At 65.4% G+C, this 20436-nt stretch carries 17 protein-coding genes; 8 read left to right on the forward strand and 9 right to left on the reverse strand.

Features of this window, described 5'->3' with window-relative positions; genetic code table 11:
* Positions 1-5: 5 nt before the first annotated feature.
* Positions 6-302: an LPXTG cell wall anchor domain-containing protein gene (locus tag VE759_RS03640; protein ID WP_324928325.1), complete on the reverse strand. Its 297-nt coding sequence runs from the start codon at positions 300-302 to the stop codon at positions 6-8.
* 570 nt (positions 303-872) lie between these two features.
* Here VE759_RS03640 and VE759_RS03645 point away from each other — a divergent pair.
* The 4 genes from VE759_RS03645 to VE759_RS03660 all read left to right on the forward strand — a co-directional run bounded on the left by VE759_RS03645 (position 873) and on the right by VE759_RS03660 (position 5364).
* Entirely contained in the window at positions 873-1139 is a 267-nt protein-coding gene (locus VE759_RS03645; protein ID WP_324928327.1) for a hypothetical protein, read from the forward strand.
* A gap of 271 nt (positions 1140-1410) precedes the next feature.
* Positions 1411-2028, forward strand: coding sequence for a hypothetical protein (locus tag VE759_RS03650; RefSeq protein WP_324928329.1), 618 nt, complete (start codon positions 1411-1413; stop codon positions 2026-2028).
* A gap of 270 nt (positions 2029-2298) precedes the next feature.
* Complete coding sequence (locus tag VE759_RS03655) at positions 2299-3054, forward strand: acyl-CoA thioesterase (RefSeq protein ID WP_324928331.1); 756 nt, start codon at positions 2299-2301, stop codon at positions 3052-3054.
* Positions 3055-3087: 33 nt separating this feature from the next.
* Complete coding sequence (locus VE759_RS03660) at positions 3088-5364, forward strand: MMPL family transporter (protein ID WP_324928333.1); 2277 nt, start codon at positions 3088-3090, stop codon at positions 5362-5364.
* Here the strand turns inward: VE759_RS03660 and VE759_RS03665 are convergent.
* From VE759_RS03665 to VE759_RS03685, 5 genes are read right to left on the reverse strand one after another with little or no spacing between them, the layout of a single operon-like run.
* On the reverse strand, positions 5361-5756 hold the full coding sequence (locus VE759_RS03665) for a hypothetical protein (RefSeq protein ID WP_324928335.1): 396 nt from the start codon (positions 5754-5756) through the stop codon (positions 5361-5363). The two genes, VE759_RS03660 and VE759_RS03665, sit on opposite strands and share 4 nt — an antisense overlap.
* A gap of 24 nt (positions 5757-5780) precedes the next feature.
* Entirely contained in the window at positions 5781-6698 is a 918-nt protein-coding gene (locus VE759_RS03670) for a diphosphate--fructose-6-phosphate 1-phosphotransferase (protein ID WP_324928337.1), read from the reverse strand.
* Positions 6699-6752: 54 nt separating this feature from the next.
* Positions 6753-7451, reverse strand: a complete 699-nt coding sequence (locus VE759_RS03675) for a hypothetical protein (protein ID WP_324928339.1) — start codon at positions 7449-7451, stop codon at positions 6753-6755.
* 32 nt (positions 7452-7483) lie between these two features.
* Positions 7484-8173: a response regulator gene (locus VE759_RS03680; RefSeq protein ID WP_324928341.1), complete on the reverse strand. Its 690-nt coding sequence runs from the start codon at positions 8171-8173 to the stop codon at positions 7484-7486.
* Entirely contained in the window at positions 8170-9720 is a 1551-nt protein-coding gene (locus VE759_RS03685) for a sensor histidine kinase (protein ID WP_324928343.1), read from the reverse strand. The genes VE759_RS03680 and VE759_RS03685 overlap by 4 nt, the downstream gene beginning before the upstream one ends.
* A gap of 108 nt (positions 9721-9828) precedes the next feature.
* Between VE759_RS03685 and VE759_RS03690 the strand changes: the two genes are divergently transcribed.
* The 4 genes from VE759_RS03690 to VE759_RS03705 all read left to right on the forward strand — a co-directional run bounded on the left by VE759_RS03690 (position 9829) and on the right by VE759_RS03705 (position 16274).
* The gene (locus VE759_RS03690) at positions 9829-11214 is read left to right on the forward strand and encodes a cation:dicarboxylate symporter family transporter (RefSeq protein WP_324928345.1); all 1386 of its coding nucleotides are present in this window, start codon (positions 9829-9831) and stop codon (positions 11212-11214) included.
* 517 nt (positions 11215-11731) lie between these two features.
* Positions 11732-12781, forward strand: coding sequence for a YncE family protein (locus VE759_RS03695; RefSeq protein WP_324928347.1), 1050 nt, complete (start codon positions 11732-11734; stop codon positions 12779-12781).
* A 217-nt stretch (positions 12782-12998) separates the two neighbouring features.
* Positions 12999-14630, forward strand: coding sequence for a fatty acid--CoA ligase (locus tag VE759_RS03700; protein ID WP_324928349.1), 1632 nt, complete (start codon positions 12999-13001; stop codon positions 14628-14630).
* Between the two features lie 9 nt (positions 14631-14639).
* Positions 14640-16274 carry a fatty acid--CoA ligase gene (locus VE759_RS03705; RefSeq protein ID WP_324928351.1) on the forward strand — a complete coding sequence of 545 codons (1635 nt, stop codon included), beginning with the start codon at positions 14640-14642 and terminating at the stop codon, positions 16272-16274.
* A gap of 21 nt (positions 16275-16295) precedes the next feature.
* Here VE759_RS03705 and VE759_RS03710 read toward each other — a convergent pair whose 3' ends face one another.
* From VE759_RS03710 to VE759_RS03720, 3 genes are read right to left on the reverse strand one after another with little or no spacing between them, the layout of a single operon-like run.
* Complete coding sequence (locus tag VE759_RS03710) at positions 16296-16973, reverse strand: response regulator (protein WP_324928353.1); 678 nt, start codon at positions 16971-16973, stop codon at positions 16296-16298.
* Positions 16970-19537, reverse strand: coding sequence for a sensor histidine kinase KdpD (locus tag VE759_RS03715; protein ID WP_324928354.1), 2568 nt, complete (start codon positions 19535-19537; stop codon positions 16970-16972). Before VE759_RS03715 ends, VE759_RS03710 begins: the two co-directional genes overlap by 4 nt.
* A gap of 23 nt (positions 19538-19560) precedes the next feature.
* A complete protein-coding gene (locus VE759_RS03720; RefSeq protein ID WP_324928356.1) occupies positions 19561-20436 on the reverse strand; it encodes a potassium-transporting ATPase subunit C in 876 nt (291 codons plus the stop codon).

Consider the following 20436-nt stretch of genomic DNA (forward strand, 5'->3'; position numbering starts at 1 on the left):
GGTTTTTAGACGCGCGGCGGCACGTTTCCACCGGCGCCTATCGTTCCTGTGCCCGCGCCGAGTCCGCGGTCGGCATCGTTGCGCCGCCGAAGCCCCAGCAGTCCGCCCAAACCGAGCAGGCCGACCAAGCCGAACAACCCATATTTCCCGCTGTCATTATCGTTGTTGGTGTTGTCGTTGTCCGCCAAGGTTGTGGTGGCGGGTGCGCTCGGCGCAGCGGGAACGGTTGTTGCATTGGCCACGCCAACACCACCGAACGTCAAGCCTAGAACGGTGCAGATGACGGCAAAGAATGTGCGCATGGCGCAGCTCCTATCCAGATGAGTCACGAGTGACAGATACGTGCCCGATCAGTCAGCGGTGTGTAACTGCGGGGGCGACGACCGTCGCCAGCGTTACTGATACCCCTAGGTCGGCACCTCAAACCGATCCAGCAAATGTCGGTCGAGGAGACCGCCGGCCCTTGGCCGCTGAGCTTCACAGGCTGTCCGGGACCATGCAAGGCGTGAATGGGGTCATGCTGCAGCCGCACCCACAACTCAACCTCCCGCGCTAGCGGGGTCGAACCGCCGCGCACAAGCCGAGTGCCCGGCTAGCTGCGGATTTTCGCGGGCCCGTGAAGCAAGCTGCAGCTCGTGGTGAGTGCCGCCCGTAGGTCACAGCACCGCAGTCGCAGCGCCATGTCATATGCCGTTGACCGCAGGAGCACGGGATGGTGCCGACTAGTGTTCTTCCCGGTTGTCGCGGGTGTCCCCGCGGGCAATGTTGCGGCAAGCGGACCATCCATGAGCCGTCGATGCAGCGAACCAGCTCACCGACAGCGGGATAGATCAACGCTAGACCTGCCACGCCCACAGCGGTACAAGTTAACTATGGCTACCGAGGGAGCAGACCAGCGTTACCTGCTTACGCGCGAGATGGATATGTGGCACGGGGAGGCCGCGCACACGCAGAACAAACTCGATGACCTCAAGCAAGACAGCTTCGAAGCGACAGTAGAGCAAGCCTGGTACGACTACTGCTTTCGCAAACACGCCGAGCTGGCGCGGGAACTCGACAAGATAGAGAACCCGGAGAAGTACTCCCCGGCCGACGTCGCCCACGTCAGCCTTAACGACCTCGACCGCCAAACAGACTGAAATGGGTTCCGCCCGTCACCCAAAGTCAGGGATGACGGGCCGAGCCGCGGTTGAGCTGCTAGCCGGCTAGCTTGTCGAGGCAACTTGCTCGCTACACACGGCGGGCTACACCGTCCAGCAGGCCCATGACAACCCTCCGATTCGCTGAATGCTGGCTAACACACTCACTCGCCGACGGCGTGCAGCGGGCTCTGGCCAGGCCGCCAAAGGATTTCACGGACTTCGCACGTGACATCTCGCATCCTGTGGGAAGGCGCTAACCTCGACACTCATGACCGGACGTCAGCGCACCCGCGCCACCTCGCCGACCACCAATGCCGTCCGGCTGGCACTGGCGGGTGTGGCCGTCAGCTTGGGTGCGCTGGCTCTGGCAGGACACGCAAACGCGGACCCCGAGGTGCCGGCCTATCCGACGCCGGTGCCTGGGAATCCAGGGGCGACTCCCCCGGCACCTGGGCAGCCCGTCGTGGAGGCTGCGGGCGCGCCGGTGGCGCCCGCGCCACCCCCACCCGCAGGCGCACCGCCGGTGCCAGAGATCCCGAACCCCGGGTACGGGCAGGGGAGTCGTCCGGGGCCGTTGGGCTTCCTCAGGGATGCTTGGCACCAGGCCCACGACCCCTACGGATTCACCAGCACGCCGCCCGGCGAGATGCCCCTCGCGACCGTGCCGCCGGGCGCGGGTCCGGCGCCGCCGCTGCCGCCCGGATACATCTCGACGAACGCGCCGGGGTCCGAGACTGCCGCGTTGCCAACGGGGCCCCCGCAGGGCGCGCCGGCCCTACCGCCTGGGTACTACTCGAAGAGCGGGCCACCACCGCCCGGGTACTTCGATCCGCCCCCCGACCCGGCGGCGCCACCGACAATCGTGCCGCATCCGCCCACACCCTAGTCGCGGGCTGCCGCGTCGGCCGATCAGCCGCCGGAGTAGTGGGTCGCAAACACCTAGCACCCGATTCGGCCGCGTCCTCCTGCGTCGGCATGTCGAGTGTCCGGGTCAACCGATCGCTCATGACGGCCAGCCTCCGGGACTCAAGTACGCATGGTCGGCCAGCTCATGTCGAGTGAGCCCGAACACAGGTAGTTGTCTACGCGTGTGTCAATTAGTCGGCCGTCCGTACGTTGCGCTCATGCGAGCCACACACACCGAACTGGGCGACCGATGAGGCCCTCAATCCGTCTGCTCAAGGTCGTCGTTGCGGCGACGCGCAAGGGCGGCGGTCAGCACGGGGGCGCCAGGCCAAGCGCCGACAATCCGCATGCGGAGACGGTGACGCGGTGGCGGGTGATGCCCGGAGATCTCGACATGTTCGGGCACATGAACAACAGCCGTTACCTGTTGCTGATGGACTTCGCGCGGGTGGACTATCTCGCATCCATGGGTCTTCTGACCGAGGCTTTCAAAAATCGTTGGGTCATCCCGGTCGGGGCGGCGCAGGTCGACTTTCATCGGTCGCTCAAGCCGTTTGAGCGGTTTGAGATCGGAACGCAGGTTCTGTCATGGAACAACCGATGGTTCTATATGCGACAGACGTTTCGTAGCCACGCGATGCCCGCGCGCACGGTCGCGACCGCCCATGTCAAGGTGATCTTCCGTTCGCGGTCCGGCACGATCGCGCCGCAAGACGTTGTGCGGATGGCGGTCGGTGTGGACGTCCAGGCGCCGACGCTGCCCGACGACGTCTGGGCCAGATTCGGAGTAGCAGCTCCTGCCGACGGCAGGTATCGGTGCGCCGAGACGGCGCCTCGACAGCCAATCACGATGGTGATGCCGACGGACGCGGAGTCGCCACGGAGGAACGGGCACACGGTCGCGGTCGGCAACCCGATCGGGATCACCGAGGAGAACGGGTACGTCGGCCGCCGTTCCAACGGCGCGCCGCAACCGATCTCGGTCGCCTCGAACGGCCGGTATTAACCACCACCCATCGGAGAGTCGGGAGGACATCTCGTGCTGCAAGCAATCACCAGACTGGCGATCGCCGCACCGCGGACAGTCATCGCCGTTGCATTACTGATCATGGTCACCAGCGCGATCTTCGGCATACCGGTGACCAAGAGCTTGTCCGCCGGGGGTTTCCAAGACCCGACGTCGGAGTCGTGGCACGCGTCGCGGCTGCTGTCGGACAAATTCGATCGGGGCGACATGCAGCTGATCCTCGCCGTCACTTCCGATGCCGGCGCGCGCAGCGAGGCCGCACGTTCCGCGGGTGCTGAACTCGTCGCGATGGCGGAGAGCCGCCCGTACGTCACCGAAGTGAAATCGGCGTGGACAGTGGCGGCGCAGGTCGCGCCCACGCTGATCAGCAAGGACGGCAAGACCGGCCTGATCGTCATCGGTATCACCGGCGGTGAGACCGGCGCCCAGAACCACGCGCAGGAGCTCACCAAACACCTGCCCGCCTTCAACGGTGTGACGGTCACAGCGGGCGGCGAGGCCATGACCTACGTGCAGATCATCGACCAAACCAAGAAAGACCTGCTCCTGATGGAAGCCCTGTCGCTTCCGTTGAGCTTCCTGGTGCTGGTCTGGGTATTCGGCGGGCTGCTCGCTGCGGCGCTGCCGCTGGCGGTGGGCATCTTCGCGATACTCGGTTCGATGGCTGTGCTACGCGTGATCACGTATACGACTGAAGTCTCTGTCTTTTCGCTAAATCTGGCCCTCGCGTTGGGACTGGCGTTGGCCGTGGACTACACGCTGTTGATCATCAGCCGGTTCCGGGACGAACTTGCCAACGGTGCCGGCCGAGAGGAGGCGCTGGTGCGCACGATGGCCACCGCGGGGCGGACCGTGTTGTTCTCCGCGGTGACGGTGGCGTTGTCGATGTCGGCGATGGTGCTGTTTCCGATGTACTTCCTGAAGTCATTCGCGTACGCGGGCATCGCGGTGGTCGCGCTCACGGCCGCCGCCGCGGTTGTAGTGACACCTGCGGCGATCGTGCTGCTGGGCGGGCGGCTGGACGCACTGGATATGCGCCGCTTCGCCCGGCGGGTGCTCGGCAAGCCAGAATCGGCGCAACGTCGGGTCCAGGAGATGTTCTGGTACCGCTGGACGAAAACCACGATGCGTCAGGCGATTCCGGTTGTGGTGGCGGTCACCGGGCTGCTGCTCGTCCTGGGTGCGCCTTTCCTCGGCCTGAAACTGGGCTACCCCGATGACCGGGTTCTGCCGGGCACGGCCCCGGCGCGCCAAATCGGCGGCGAGCTACGCGCCGGTTTCGAGGTCAATTCCCTGACGGACGTCATCGTGGTGATTCCTGACGTCACCGGGCTGACACAGCCTGAACTCGCCCGCTATGCCGGGGACCTGTCTCGGATATCCGATGTGTCGTCGGTGTCGTCGCCTGGTGGCACGTTCATCAACGGTGCGCGGGTCGGGCCACCCTCGGCCGTAACGGGATTGAAAGACGGCAGCGCGTTCTTGACCATCAACAGCAAGGCGCCACTGTACTCGCGGGCATCCGAAGCCCAACTTGATCGACTGCACGCCGTGGCAACCCCCGGGGGCAGAGACGTTCAGCTGACCGGCTGGTCACAGATCAATCGTGACAGCTCGGACGCGGTGACATCTCGGCTACCAATCGTGTTGGCGGTCATGGCCGCAATTAGCTTCGTGCTGCTATACCTCCTGACCGGTAGCGTTGTCCTACCGCTGAAGGCGCTGCTGCTCAACGTGTTGTCGTTGACCGCCGCGTTCGGCGCGCTGGTATGGATCTTCCAGAACGGGCATTTCGGCGCGTTCGGCACCACGCCCACAGGCACGCTGGTGGCGAGTGTCCCGGTGCTGTTGTTCTGCCTAGCGTTTGGGCTGTCGATGGATTACGAAGTGTTCTTGATCTCGCGGATCCGCGAGTTTTGGCTGGCATCGGGCAAGGCCCGGACCGACAACAACGAAAGTGTCGCGCTTGGATTGGCCCGCACCGGGCGGGTGGTGACGGCCGCGGCTTTGCTGATGGCGGTCACGTTCGCGGCCCTGACTGCTGCGCAGGTGTCGATAATGCGGATGCTCGGCGTTGGCGTAGTGCTGGCCGTCTTGGTGGACGCCACGCTGGTTCGCATGCTTTTGGTGCCGGCATTCATGCGGGTGCTCGGCCGCGCCAATTGGTGGGCGCCGGGACCGCTGGTTCGGCTGCACGAGCGCTTGGGCATCAGCGAGTCTCGGGCCTTGCCGGAAACGTCACCGACAGAGGTCCCGGCAACGGATCGGGCGTTGGCGGAGACCCATTAATAGGCCTGAGAGCTGGCGTACACCATCAGCGGTAGTGAGATGTTGTGTGCGCCAACGGTCACCAGAAGAACGTACCGACCATCGGTTGGTGCACGAATGCCGAGGTAAAAGGTTGCGAAGCCGTTCTCCCCGCCGAAGGCGGCCTCCGGAATGTCCAGGTGCATCGTTTGTGAATCGCCGGCCGGGGGAATGATCTCCACATCCACTTTCGCCTTGGGAAGGCGACCCCCTTGCCGGCGATCAGAGGCTTCGGTCTGAGTGAGGACGACCAGAACGAATCTGGCTATGCGATCGAGTCCAACTTCGCAGCGGTCCAGCACCCCGCCCCAGACGTGGAGCTTCCTTTCCACTGATGCGGCGCGATCAGCTAAGAACGCTCCCGTCACGATCACCGAATAAACGTATCCACTTGTTGGTCAGCGCGTCGGGGGATAGGTGTCGATGTCCCACATGTCGCACGTCTGAACGATCCAGAAGATTGCAAACTCGACGCTAAGTAGCGCCTCGGCGAAGAAACGAAGGTGACTTGGATGCCCGGCGAAATGCAGCACGATCGCTGCCAACAGAGTCACGACCATTATCACCGCGAGCGCCGCGTAGATACCCGCGAACCGCATCGCGACCTGGGGTGAACTCCTTCTCGGGTGCATTCCTTTCGCCGCGTAGTACGCGTAGTGCACGGCAACCAGGATGAACGCGACAAACATCACGCTCGCCGCGACGCCGTGCGCGCTGGCTTTGAACTGATCGGGGCAGGCAAAAAAGATCACCACGCCCGTTATCAGGAAGACGAGCAGCAGGGTCGGCAAACCCCATCGCAGGAATCCGCTGACGCCGCCCGGTGGAGGTTCGGCCGGTGTGATGCCGGATGGCTCGCCTAGCGGTTCGCTCGACTTCAGTGGTTGAAGGATCTTGATGGTCCAGTAGGTCCCGATCCCGATCGCCACCGCGATAAGCAGTGCTCGAACGTTGTTGTCGACGGCTCCATTCCAATCTCCGTTTGTCGGCAGGCCGGCACCGCAGGTGCTGTTGTTCTTGATCGGGACCAGCGCGACGATGAACGCCAGAAAGCCGGAGAAGTCCAGCAGCGCGTTTTCGGTTGGCGTGCTGCCCTGATAGACGATCAGGCAGATCCCGATCGCGCACAACGACGCAATGAAGACGGCGTGTGTCGTCGTGTAGAAATATGCGCTGATCGAGCCTTGCAGACACTTCTCTGATATCCATGTCTCGACGATCGACGCGAACAGAAAGGCGACCAAGGCGAACAGCCCGAGCCGAAGGTATCGATACGTCTTGACGGCGTCGCCAACGGAAACCGCGCCGGAAGTCATAGCCGGACGGTAGCAAAAGCGGGTTAGCCGCAACGGCTTTCGGCGAAAGGCCGCTCAGGCGAAGGGGGTGCGGAATACATAGCGGCTCGTCGGCACGGTGTCGATGTTCTCGTTCGCGCCGAAAGCCGACGTGCTCGCCACCATGCGGTTCATCCGCTCGCGTAGGTCGTCGCCATCGGCCGCGCCGAAGAACGCATGCAGACTGGTAACCGCTTCCAGCGGAAACAGTTCCTCGACGATCCCGGCGATTGCCGGCGCGTGCCGCGTCAGCGCCCGCACCACGGTGTTCTGCGTGTAGCCGAACGTGGCCTGGGTTTCGATCGCCACCGGGGTATGGTCGATGTGCCAGCGCTCGCGCCACGTCGCGTCATCGAGGTGATCCGGTCGGCGCAGCAGCGCGATGTTGGCCAGACCCGTTGTGCGTCGGCGTAATTCGGAAGCAGGCGGGACCAGCGGAACCGATTCGGTGACCAAGTAGGCGGCCACGGTCTGGCAGTCCTTCCCCAGGAGCGAGATGGCGTCGCTGACCTGCTTGCCGTAGGACTGCTGCGTCCACAGGCTGATGACCGCCACCACCGGCGGGTCCAGCGTCGTCAACGTCATAAGCGAATCGCGCACGGTGTCGTCGCGGACGTTGATCGTGAGTCCCGCCACGCCAAGGTCCAGGATCTGGTCGGCCGCCCTGCCCCGTAGCTGCACGCACCACCGCTCGTCGCGCTCCGCATCGCGGAGCAGCAGGATCACCTTTTCCACCCAACGAAAGATAGCAATGTTGGTCGCGTCGGCTAGTTCCACTGATAGCGGGTCTTCGGTCGTCCGGCCTTGCCGTAATCGGTTCGGCGGCTGACCGTACCGTCGTCTGCGAGCCGCTCCAGGTAACGCCACGCCGTCACCCGCGACACCCCAACCTGTTTGGCGACCTGGTCGGCGGTCAGCCCGTCGTGGCTGTCCCGCACCGTGCGTGCGATCTCGTCGGTGGTGCCGGGCGCCGCACCCTTCGGCGACACCGACTTGTCGGTGCTGATCCGCAACTCGGCCAGGGCTCGATCGACCTCGGCTTGGCTCGCCGCGTCCGTTCCGGCCGGCAGCGCGCCGCGGTAGCGCCGATAGCGCTCCAACCGGTCCCGAAACGCCGCGAACGTGAACGGCTTCAGCAGGTACGACAGCGCACCGTGGGCGACCGCAGCCCGCACCATTTCCAAGTCCCGCTCCGACGTGATCGCGATGATGTCCGGCGCCGGCCGCAGCCCCGACAACCTCGACGCCAACGCAATGCCGCTGGCATCGGGCAATCCGATGTCCAGCAGCACCAAGTCAATCGGCGTGCCCCCGCCGACCGCCTCGGTCGCCACCCGCATCGCGTCGCGTGCCGTGGAAACCGCGGCCAACACCGAAAAGCCGTCCAGCCGTCCCAGATACGTGCGATGCGCCTCGGCGATCAGCGGCTCGTCCTCGACTATCAGCACGTTGATCATGGGCGGGCCACCGTCGCGGTCACGACCGAGCCGTACGTCACGTCCGCGGTCAGTGTTCCGTTGTGTCGCTTGACCACCTGCGCGACCAGCGCCAGGCCCAGTCCGTGGTGCGTGCCGTCGCCCTTTGTCGAATAGCCGCGCTTCATGGCCCGCTCGAAGGTCGAAGCGTCCATGCCGCCTCCGCTGTCCGCGACCCGGATCAACAGCTCCTTGTCGTTCTGGTGCACGGTGACTTCGACCCACGGGTCGTCGCGGTCGCACGCGTCCATCGCATTGTCGATCAGGTTGCCGAGCACGGTGACCATCTCCTGCGCGGTCAGCGGGATGTCGTCGCCGTCGGCGGGCAAGTACGTGTCCTCGGTGACGGTCAATGAGATTCCGCGTTCGTCGGCCTGCGCGGTCTTGCCCAACAGCAGCGCGACCAGCGCCGGCTCGCCGACGGCATCGGAGAGCCGGTCGACCAATCGCTGAGACAACTCCAGTTCGTTCGTCGCAAACTTCACCGCCTCATCGGCCCGGCCCATCTCCACCAACGTGATGACGGTGTGCAGCTTGTTGGCGGCCTCATGGGCCTGCGACCGCAGCGAGTTGGTCAGAACCTGCAGCGAACTGAGTTCGCCAAGCGCTCCCTGCAATTCGGTGCGGTCGCGGATCGTCACGACTTCCGAATCCGGCGATCGATTGTGCACGGATGACCGGTTGACCACCAGCACGCGATCCTCGGTGACGTGCACCTCGTCGCGGGCGCCGGGGTCATAGCTGCGCAGGAACGCCGGCAGGTCGGCCTTTTCGACGGCGCCGGGCCGCAGCGAGAGCAGCCGGCGGGCCTCGTCATTTACCAATGCCACCCCGGTGCGGTCGAGAACGATCAACCCCTCGGAAACCGAATGCAGGATCGCGTCGTGGTGCTCGTACATCACGCGCAATTCGTCGGGTCGCAGGCCGTGGGTCTGACGCAGGAGCCTGCGCCGGATCCCCCAGACCCCGACGAACGAAATAGCCAGCGCTGCAACGGCAATCCCCAGGATCGGCGGCCATTGGGAACGCCAGTGTTGCGCCAGGGTCTGGGTGGTAATACCGGCCGACACCAGCCCGACTATCTGACCGGGCTGATTGCGTACCGGCGCGATGGCGCGGATCGACGGGCCCAAAGTGCCCGTGTAAACCTCGCTGAACGTTTCGCCGCGCAATGCCGGCTGGATGGTGCCCAGGTACTTTCCGCCGATCTGACGCCGGTCGGTGTGAGTGAAGCGAGTCCCGTCGGGCGCCATGATCGTGATGAACGCGATGTCGGTGTTCTTCCGGATCGCCTCGGTGACCGGCTGTAATACCTCTGTTGCCCTACCGGATTCGATCGCCGACGCCGTCGAGGGTGAATCGGCGAGCGCGGTCGCGATGGCGGTGACCTGCGCGCGCGCCGCCGCATCCTCGTCGCGGCGGGCGTCCAACAGCGCCAACACGCTGCCGGCCAGCACCACGATCGCAATCACCACGACCTGCAGCGCGAACGCCTGGCCTGCCAGCGACCGGGGCCACCATTTCGCCATCGCGCGCCCCCAGGGATCTGAACGTTATGAACTAAACCGTGACCTGGCTCACGTCCTCGCCGAACATCCTTGCAGACCACATTTCGCGTCGAACTGGAGGAAGCTCACATGGCCACGAACTTGGACCGTCCGCCCGCCGCGGATGCGCCGCCGCCGAAAAAGCGCCGCGACCGCACGCACTGGCTCTACCTCGCCGTGATCGCCGCGGTGGTGGGCGGAGTCATCGTCGGCCTCGTCGCGCCATCCGTCGGCAAGGAGGTCGGCGTGCTTGGCACGATGTTCGTCAGCCTGATCAAGATGATGATCGTGCCGGTGATCTTCTGCACGATCGTGCTGGGCATCGGCTCGGTGCGGAAGGCCGCGACCGTCGGCAAGGTCGGCGGCCTTGCGTTTGCTTACTTCCTGGTGATGTCGACGGTGGCGCTCGGTATCGGGCTAGTCTTCGGCAACCTGCTCAGCCCTGGCAGCGGGCTGCACCTATCGAAATCCGCCGCCAGCAAGGGCGCCGAATTGGCGCAGAAGGCGCATGAGTCCGGCGGCACGGTCGAGTTCATTCAGCACACGATCCCGGACACCATGTTTTCGGCACTGACCTCCGGGAACGTGCTGCAGGCCCTGTTCATCGCGCTGCTGATCGGGTTTGCGATCCAGGCGCTCGGCAGCGCCGGCGAGCCGATCCTGGCGGGCGTCCAGCACCTGCAGAGGCTGGTGTTCAAGGTGCTCGCCATGGTGCTGTGGCTAGCGCCGATCGGCGCGTTCGGTGCGATCGCGAACGTCGTGGGGCAGACGGGCTGGAGCGCAGTGACGAACCTGCTGACGCTGATGGTCGGCTTTTATCTGACTTGCGTGGTGTTCGTGTTCGGTGTGTTGGGCGTGCTGTTGCGCGCGGTGTCGGGTGTGTCGATCTTCCGGTTGGTTCGCTACCTGGCCCGCGAGTATCTGCTGATCTTCGCGACGTCATCGTCCGAGTCGGCACTGCCACGGCTGATCGCCAAGATGGAGCACCTGGGCGTCGAGAAGACCACCGTGGGCGTCGTTGTTCCCACCGGCTACTCGTTCAACCTGGACGGCACCGCGATCTACCTGACGATGGCGTCGCTGTTCATTGCCGACGCGATGGGACATCCGCTGTCATGGACCGAGCAGATCTCGCTTCTGGTGTTCATGATCATCGCCTCCAAGGGCGCCGCCGGCGTCAGCGGCGCCGGCCTGGCCACGCTGGCCGGCGGCCTGCAGAGCCACCGCCCCGACCTGCTCGACGGCGTCGGCTTGATAGTGGGCGTCGACCGATTCATGTCCGAGGCCCGAGCGGTGACGAACTTCTCCGGCAACGCCGTTGCGACGCTGCTCGTCGGTTCGTGGACGAAGACCGTCGACCGGAGCAGGGTCAACGCCGTGCTGCGTGGTGACGACCCGTTTGACGAACTCACCATGGTCGACGACGAGGAGGATCGGCCGGTTGCCACGAAACCTCGGGAGGCGGTCACGGCCTGATGCGGTCCGGCGCTGCGCCCCGACGGCTTTGCGCTCGGGGCGCAGCTGCTTGGATTGCGCGAGCAAACAAGAAGCCGCCGACGAATCGTGCGCGGGAACGCCGGAGTGGATTGGGCGGCCGGCGACACGCCGACAGTCCCAGGATTTGCTGAACCAAATCCTGTGATTTACCGCTCAATTTCACAGGCAACCGTAAGAGACTATTACCTAATCTTAGTCCGTTGCCGGTCCGCGACATGGTTGCCAGTACTCCTATAGCGCCATGTGATGGACCCTGCGATGGCTTGCCAAATCTGTGGGACCGGAATATCTCTGAAAACTTACTAAGCGACGCCTGAGAGAATCGCGCGACACCTGAGGGGTTGGCCCAGGAGTGCGCCCGAAAACCAGATTTTCGTCGCTAGACTCGTTCGCGAACGGCGCCTACACGGCGTGATAAGACGTGATTTGTGCTGGAGACCGCCGTGGCGGCGCGAGGCACCAACGAGTTTGGCAAATTTGGCAAAGGGCTTTACGCATGCAAACTGTTAACCAGGAATCGACCGATGCCGCGAGCGGTGTGGCTCAGGCGAAATTCGACAAGATCGGTTCTGTGGCCGTTGGGCGCGGCCCGATCGCCGACGTCGCCACCGACACCAGCGGCCGCACACTCGTGGTGACGAACTACGGCGACGACAGCGTTTCGCTGGTCGACACCCACACTCTGAGCGTCGACGCTACCGTCGGCGTTCGCGGCGAACCGTTCGAGGCCACCGTGGTCGATCGGCACGCCCATATCGGCATCGCGTCGGCGAACTACGACGCCGTTTCCGTCATCGACATGGTCACCAAGGCACCCATCGCGACGTACGCGCTGACGGACAGCCTCATCGGCGTGGCGGTCGATCCGGACGGCAAGCGCATCTACGTGAGCACGCGCGGACGCGACAGCGTGCAGCTCGCGGCCATCAACACGACGACCGATGAAATCGACACAATCGAGCTCGCGCATGGCGCCGGCATAAGTGTCGACGCCGTGCGGACCGCCCCCGACGGCCAGCGGCTCTATGCGGCGGTGTCCGGCCTCTACGGCGGAAAGCTCGTGATCGTTGACGCCCACGCCGGCCAAGTCGTTCGGGCCGTGACGATCGGTTCGCCCATTCGCGACATCGCGGTGGCAGCCGACGGTCGCACGGTGTACGCGCTCACGTGCGACCCGCGACGCGGTGGTGCGATAACAATCGTCGACGCCGCGACCACCGACATCGCGGCGACCGTCGAGATCGGCGGGTTTCCGCTGCAGATGGCGCTGAGCTCGGACGGCACCCAGGCATACGTCGTCGACATCAAGCACGTCGCCGTGGTGTGCACGGTGACGATGGAGACCGTCGGCACGATCGGGGTCGGCACGCAGGCCTCCTGCGTGGTGGCAAGCCCCGACGGGGCTCGGCTCTACGTTGCCGACGACGCCGGTGTCGTGACTGCGCTGCGCGCCGCACCTACAACGTTGTTGCCGGCCTACGATGTCATGGCGACCGAGATGCTGCCGGCGCCTGCGGTTCGCGAAATGGAGCCGGCGGGCGTCTAACACCGGATCAGGCTGCCCCGGAGCCTGGGATGGCTTCGGTCCGTCGAGTCCAAGCTGCCCGACTTCCTCACGACCGGTTGGCACCCCACAACACCACGGCTTTGGTCTGCACTGCTGTGGCCTCCCTGTGAGTCGGCGGTCACGATTACTGGCGCCTTGTGGCCCGCGTCGGGCCAAGATGGAGAACTACGCCTCCAACGACGTCAAGAGGAAGCCTATGGACAGCACGATGCAGGACTTTCCGTTGACCGTGACCGGGATCCTGCGCCATGGCACCCGAGTGCACGGCGATCGGACGGTGATCACCGCCACCGGCGCCGGCTACCGCGAGACCAGCTACTGCGACTTCGGTGGCCGGGTGGCCCGGCTGGCACACGGTCTGCGCGAGCTCGGCGTGACCGGTGACCAGCGGGTCGGCACGTTCATGTGGAACAACCAGGAGCACCTCGAGGCCTACTTCGCGATCCCGTGCATGGGCGCCGTGCTGCACACCCTCAACATCCGGCTGGCTGGCGAGCAGATCGCGTTCATCGCCAACCAGGCCGAGGACGAGGTGGTCATCGCGGACGTGTCGGTGGGGCCGCTGCTGGGTGCGGTGCTGCCGCAGCTGAAGACCGTGCACAGCGTGGTCGCGGTCGGCCAGGGTGATCTTGACCCGTTGACCGCGTCCGGGAAAACGGTGGTGCGATACGACGAGCTCATCGGCAGCCAGTCGTCCGAGTACGACTGGCCTGAGCTGGACGAAAAGTCCGCGGCGGCAATGTGTTACACCAGCGGCACGACCGGCAACCCGAAGGGCGTCGCCTACAGCCACCGATCGACGTATCTGCATTCGATATCCGTCTGCGGCGCGAACGCGGTGGCCGTGATGGCCGGCGATCGTGTCTTGCCGATCGTGCCGATGTTTCATGCCAACGCCTGGGGACTGCCGTACGCGGCGGTGATGGCCGGTGCCGACCTGCTGATGCCCGACCGCTTTCTGCAAGCCGACCGGCTCGTCGACATGATTGAGCAGCGCAAGCCAACGATTGCCGGGGCCGTGCCGACGATCTGGAACGACGTCCTGCATTACCTGCACGACCACCCGGAACGCGACATCTCGTCGCTGCGCCTTGTCCCATGCGGCGGCTCGGCGGTGCCGCTCGCGCTGATGAAGGAGTTCGAGGAACGTTACGGCGTGCCGATCCGCCAGGCGTGGGGGATGACGGAAACCTCCCCACTGGCAACCGTGGCGTGGCCGCCACGGGACATCCCCGATGAGGAATACTGGCCACTGCGCAACACTGCCGGGCGCCCGATCGGCGGCGTCGAGGCTCGCATCGTCGACGACGACGGGAATGTGCTGCCCAACGACGGCCAGTCCGTGGGGGAGCTGGAGGTCCGGGGAGCATGGGTGACGGCCTCGTACTACCAAGACGCCGACCCGTCGAAGTTCCAGGACGGGTGGCTGCGTACCGGAGACGTCGGCCGAATGGACTCGCGCGGCTTCGTCACGCTGACCGACCGCGCCAAGGACGTGATCAAGTCCGGCGGGGAGTGGGTTTCGTCGGTCGAGCTGGAGAACGCCATCATGGAGCACCCCGCCGTCGTGGAGGCTTGTGTTGTGGCGGTGCCCGACGACCGATGGCAGGAACGGCCGCTGGCGGCGGTCGTCATCGACAAGGACGTCGAGGTGACCCCGGCCGACCTGCGCAAGTTCTTGAGCGAACGCACGGCGCGATGGTGGCTGCCGGAGCGGTGGACGTTTGTCGACGAGGTGCCGCGCACCAGTGTCGGCAAGTTCGACAAGAAGGTGATCCGCGCGCTGTACGCCGACGGCGCCTACGACGTCCTGTTGTGTCACGACTGAGGTAGACCGATGCAGACCACGATGATGGATTTCCCACTGACCGTGACGTCGATCCTGCGGTACGGCAGCACGATTCACGCCGACCGGATGGTGATGACTGCGACAGACGGCGGTTTCCGCGATATCACGTTCGGGCAGTTGGGGTCCCGAGCGGCACAGCTGGCGAACGGGCTGCGCCGCGTCGGCGTCAGCGGCGACGACCGTGTCGCCACGTTCTTGTGGAACACGCAGGAACACCTGGAGACCTACTTCGCGGCGCCGTGTATGGGTGCGGTGCTGCACACGCTCAACATCCGGCTGGCGGCCGAGCAGATCGCGTTCGTCGCCAACGACGCGGAGGACCGCGTCATCCTGGTCGACTTGTCGCTGGCCGACCAACTGGCCGACGTGCTGCCACAGATGCCGACGGTGCACACCGTCATCGCCGTCGGCGACGGCGATATCGACATCCTCGCTGCTGCCGGCAAGGACGTGGTCCGCTACGAGGAGCTGCTCGGCGGCGAGCGCACCGAGTACTCCTGGCCCGATGTCGACGAAAAGTCCGCGGCGGCAATGTGTTACACCAGCGGCACCACCGGCAACCCGAAGGGTGTGGTGTACAGCCACCGATCGACGTACCTGCACAGCACCGCGGTGTGCAGCACCAACGGGATGACGCTGTGCGAGCGCGATCGGGTGCTGCCGTGCGTGCCGATGTTCCACGCCAACGGATGGGGCCTGGCGGTGGCCGCCCTGGTTGCCGGCGCCGACATCGTGCTGCCCAACCGCTATCTGCAGGGCGATCGGATCCTCGACATGATCGAGAAGCGGCGGGTGACGTTGGCCGCCGGTGTCCCGACGATCTGGAACGACGTCCTGCATTGTCTGGAATCCGATCCAGCGCGCGACATTTCGTCGCTTAGGCTGCTTCTGTGCGGCGGCTCGGCCGTTCCCGAATCGCTGATGCGCACATACCAGGACAAGTTCGGTGTGACGCTGATGCAGTTGTGGGGCATGACCGAAACGTCGCCGCTGGCATCACTGGCGCGGCCACCCGAGGGCACCAAGGGCGAGGATGAATGGACGTGGCGGCGCACCGCGGGCCGTCCGATGTTCGGAGTGGAAATGCGTGTCGTCGACGACGAGGGCAACGTATTACCCAACGACGGAAAGTCGGTGGGGGAGTTGGAGGTGCGCGGTCCGTGGGTCACCGGCGGTTACTACGGCGGGCGCGACAGCGCAAAGTTCGCCGACGGGTGGTTGTCCACCGGCGACGTCGGCAAGGTCGATGCTCGCGGCTACGTCACGCTGACCGACCGCGCGAAGGACGTAATCAAGTCCGGCGGCGAATGGATTTCCTCGGTGGAGCTGGAAAACCACATCATGGATCACCCGGCGGTGCTGGAGGCCGCGGTGGTCGGGGTGCCCGATGACCGCTGGCAGGAACGGCCGCTGGTCGCGGTGGTGCTCAAGGAGCAGGCCGAGGTTACCGCCGCCGAGTTGCGTAACTATCTTCGCGACAGGGTGGTCCGCTGGTGGCTGCCCGAGCGGTGGACCTTCATCGACCAGGTCCCGCGCACCAGCGTGGGCAAGTTCGACAAGAAGGTGATCCGGGCGCAGTACGCGGAGGACGGCTACGACGTCGTCGAATGCCGCGACGACTGAGGAAGCAGCGGACGCCGAGCGTTATTCCTGGAAGCGGTATCCCATACCCGCTTCAGTAAGCAGGTGCTTGGGATGAGATGGGTCTTCCTCGAGCTTGCGGCGCAATTGCGCGAGGTAAACCCGCAGATAATGGGTCTCTTTGGCGTACGCCGGGCCCCACACCTCCTTGAGCAGCTCCTCTCGCCCGACGAGCTTGCCGCGGTTGCGCACCAGCATTTCGAGCATGCCCCACTCGGTCGGCGTCAGGTGCACCTCGTTGCCGTTCTTGGTGACCTTCTTAGCCGTCAAATCCACTGTGAAGGACGCCGTTTCGATGACCGGTTCGTCATCGTCGGTCGTGGCCGCGCGCCGGACGGCCGCGCGTAGCCGGGCCAGAAACTCGTCCATGCCAAAGGGTTTGGTCACGTAGTCGTCGGCGCCGGCGTCCAGCGCCTGCACCTTGTCGGTGGAGTCGATCCGCGCCGACAGCACGATCACCGGCGCGGTGAGCCAGCCGCGCAGGCCGGCGAGCACCTCGATGCCGGACATGTCGGGCAGACCGAGATCCAGCACGATCACGTCCGGTCGATTCTCCGCCGCCGCGCGCAGCGCGCCCGCCCCGGTCGCCGCGGTGGTCACCTCGTAACCACGCACCGTCAGATTGATTCGCAATGCCCGCAAGATCTGCGGCTCGTCGTCGATAACCAGCACCCGCGTCACGGCCGCTCGTCCTCCTTCGGCGCGGCCAAATCGATGACGACGGTGAGGCCGCCCCCCGGGGTGTCGGTGGCGGAAATGGTTCCGCCCATTGCCTCGACGAATCCTTTTGCAACCGACAACCCGAGGCCCACACCGATTCTGTTGTCATGGTCGCCCATCCGCTGGAAGGGCTCGAAGATCTGCTCCTCGGTGCCGCGAGGGATGCCCGGGCCTTCGTCGGCGACGTTGATCAGGACCCGATCGCCGACCCGCCCGGCATAGACGCGGATCACGCTGTCGGGCGCGTACCGCAGCGCGTTGTCGAGGAGATTAGCCAGCACCCGCTCGAGAAGTCCGGCGTCTGCCATCGCGACCGCGTCGCCGACCTCAACCTTGACCCGGTCCAACCCGGCGCGGCGATAGCCGGCGGTGCCCTTGCTGATGGCAAGGATCGCCCGTGGCACGACCTCCTCGAGGTACACCCGGCGCAGCTCCGGCCGCACCACGCCGGCGGCCAGTCGCGACGAGTCGAGTAGGTTGCCGACCAGACTGGTCAGCTGGTCGATCGACTCCTCGATGGTCGCGAGCAGTTCGGCGGTGTCCTCCGGGGAGAACCCGACATCATCGCTGCGCAGGCTCGACACCGCCGCCTTCGCGGCGGCCAGCGGTGTGCGCAGGTCGTGGCTGACCGCCGACAGCAGGGATCGACGCAACTCGTCGGCCTGCGCGATCGCCTCGGCCTTGCTGGCCTCCTCGGCCAGCTCACGCTGTTTGACCAGGCCGGCCGCTTGCTTCGCGACTGGCGTGAGCACTCTGCGGTCACGCGCGGGTAGTTTTCGCCCCGCCATCAGCATCCAGAATTCGTCGTCGCCGACTTCGATGGCGGTGTCGGCGGAGTCGACGTTGACGCACGGGTCTTTTCCGACGCACGCGACGATCTCACCATGCTCCGATTCACCGTCGCGGACCCTCAACATGCTCACGGCGCGTTGGGAATACGTTTCTCGTACCCGCTCGAGCAGGGTGTCGAGGTCGGCGCCGCGCAACACCGATCCGGCGAACAGCGCCAGCAGCTCGGCCTCTTGGGACGCGCGCCTGGCCTCGCGGGTGCGCTTGGCCGCCGCGTCGACCAACGCGGCCACAGCCACGGCGACGGCGAGAAGCACCAATTCGGTGACCGCCGCGTCGGGTTCGGCGATCGTGAACGTATACCGCGGCTCGGTCAGGAAGTAGTTCAACAACAGCCCGGACAGCAAGGCCGACAGCGCCGCCGGGGCGACACCGCCCAGCAGCGCCACGACCAGCACGCCGACGAAGAACAACGCGCTTTCGCCGCCGATGCCCATGAAAGAATCGAGCCACGCCACGGTCACCGCGCAGATCGCCGACGGCACGGCGATCGCGGCCAACCAGGACACCAGGTGCTGTTGGCGCGGCGAGATCCGCGACCACCCGAAGGCCCGGCGGGCTTCCCCGTGGGTCACCATGTGCACGTCGATCTTGCGGGACTGCTGGACCACTGCGGCGCCGATGCCCTCGTCGAACAGCCGCGCCCAGCGCGACCGCCGCGACGTGCCGACGACAAGCTGAGTCGCGTTCATTTCGCGCGCGAAGTCCAATAGCGCGGTGGGCACATCGTCGCCGACCACGGTGTGCACGGTCGCGCCCAGGCTCGTCGCCAGCTCGCGCACCTTGCCCATCTGGGGCGCGGACACGCCCGAGAGCCCATCGCCGCGAACGACATGCACCACCATCAGTTCGGCGCTCGACTTCGACGCGATGCGGGAGGCACGCCGCACCAGCGTTTCCGACTCCCGGCCGCCGGTCACCGCGACGACGACACGCTCGCGGGCCTCCCAGGTGGCGGTAATTTTTTTCTCTTCACGGTATTTGGCCAACGCCGCGTCGACCTGGTCGGCCAGCCACAGCAGTGCGAGCTCGCGCAGCGCGGTCAAATTGCCCTTGCGGAAGTAATTGCTCATCGCCGCGTCGACGCGCTCGGGCGCGTACACGTTGCCATGAGAAAGCCTGCGCTGCAACGCCTCCGGGGTGATGTCGACGAGCTCGATCTGGTCGGCCGCGCGGACGACTTCGTCGGGTACCTTCTCGTGCTGCTCGATTCCGGTGATCTGCGTGACGACGTCGTTGAGGCTCTCGAGGTGCTGCACGTTGACCGTCGAGATCACGGTGATGCCTGCGTCAAGAAGTTCCTCGACGTCCTGCCAGCGTTTCGGGTTCTTGCTGCCGGGCGTATTGGTGTGGGCAAGTTCGTCGACCAGTACAACCTGAGGTTGGCGTCGCAGCACCGCCGCCACGTCGAGCTCGGGGAAGCGGCGGCCGCGATATTCGATGCAGAGCGGTGGGACCATCTCGATGCCCTCGAGCAGATCAGCGGTCTTCTTGCGGCCGTGCGTCTCCACCACAGCGCCAACCACGTCGGTGCCACGCTCGAGCCTGCGATGCGCCTCGCCCAACATCGCGTAGGTTTTGCCCACGCCCGGCGCCGCGCCGAGGTAAATTCTCAGCTCGCCGCGCTTCTTTTTGTAGTCCGGTCTGTGGGCAACCGGCTGGTCCGCAGTCGTCACCCCTTCATCATCCACCCCGAATATCAGGTCTTCACCGGGTACTTCTGGTCGAGTTCGATGTTCAGCTGCAACACGTTGACGCTTGCCTCACCCATAAAGCCGAGCACCCGCCCGTCCTGGTTGTCATGGACCGCCTGGCGCACCTGGTCCTGGTTGATGCCGCGGGTCTTGGCGATGCGTGGAATCTGCAGATCGGCGTACGCCACCGAGATGTGCGGATCCAAACCGCTGCCACTTGCGGTAACGGCATCCGCGGGGACCGCCGGCTGCGCCGGGGCGGCGCCGCGGATCGGCACGATCTGACCGATCGAGTAGTCCTCACCGTCGCGAGCGCACTCGACGCGGGCTCCCTCATAGGAGTTCAGGAACGGCGTCCGGGTCGTCGCGCACGGCTCGTTGACGCTTATCACGCGGGTGGGATGAACGACGTTGCCGGACGCGTCCCGCGGCCCGATCACCGACAGCACCGCGCCGACGCCGTCACCGGTGCAGAACGGGCGTGACCCGTCCACGCCCTCGAGCTTTCCGATCGCGGCGCTGCGCGAGCACACCTCGGTCAGCAGGCTCTTCTTGTCGGCGGTGTCGACGATGCTTTCCGGCCCGAGGTTGCTCGCGCCGGTCGCCGTCGGGTCGTACCCGTTACCGGCCGCCGAGGGGCGGCTCTGGAAGTACTGCGGCAGCGGGTTGCCGTTGGAGTCGGTGAACGACTGGCCGATCAGTCTGCTGCCGACGGGCTTTCCGTCGACATGAATGATCGAACCATTGGCGTTGTCGTGCAGCCCCGGTGTCTGCGCCACCAGCCAGATGAAGATCGGGTAGGCGATACCGGTGATCACCGTCAACACGAGCAGGGCGCGGAACGCGGCCCAGTGTTGGCGAATCAAATTCGAGAATTTCAT

Origin of the sequence: Mycobacterium sp. (assembly GCF_035640695.1) — a bacterium.
Lineage (GTDB): Bacteria > Actinomycetota > Actinomycetes > Mycobacteriales > Mycobacteriaceae > Mycobacterium.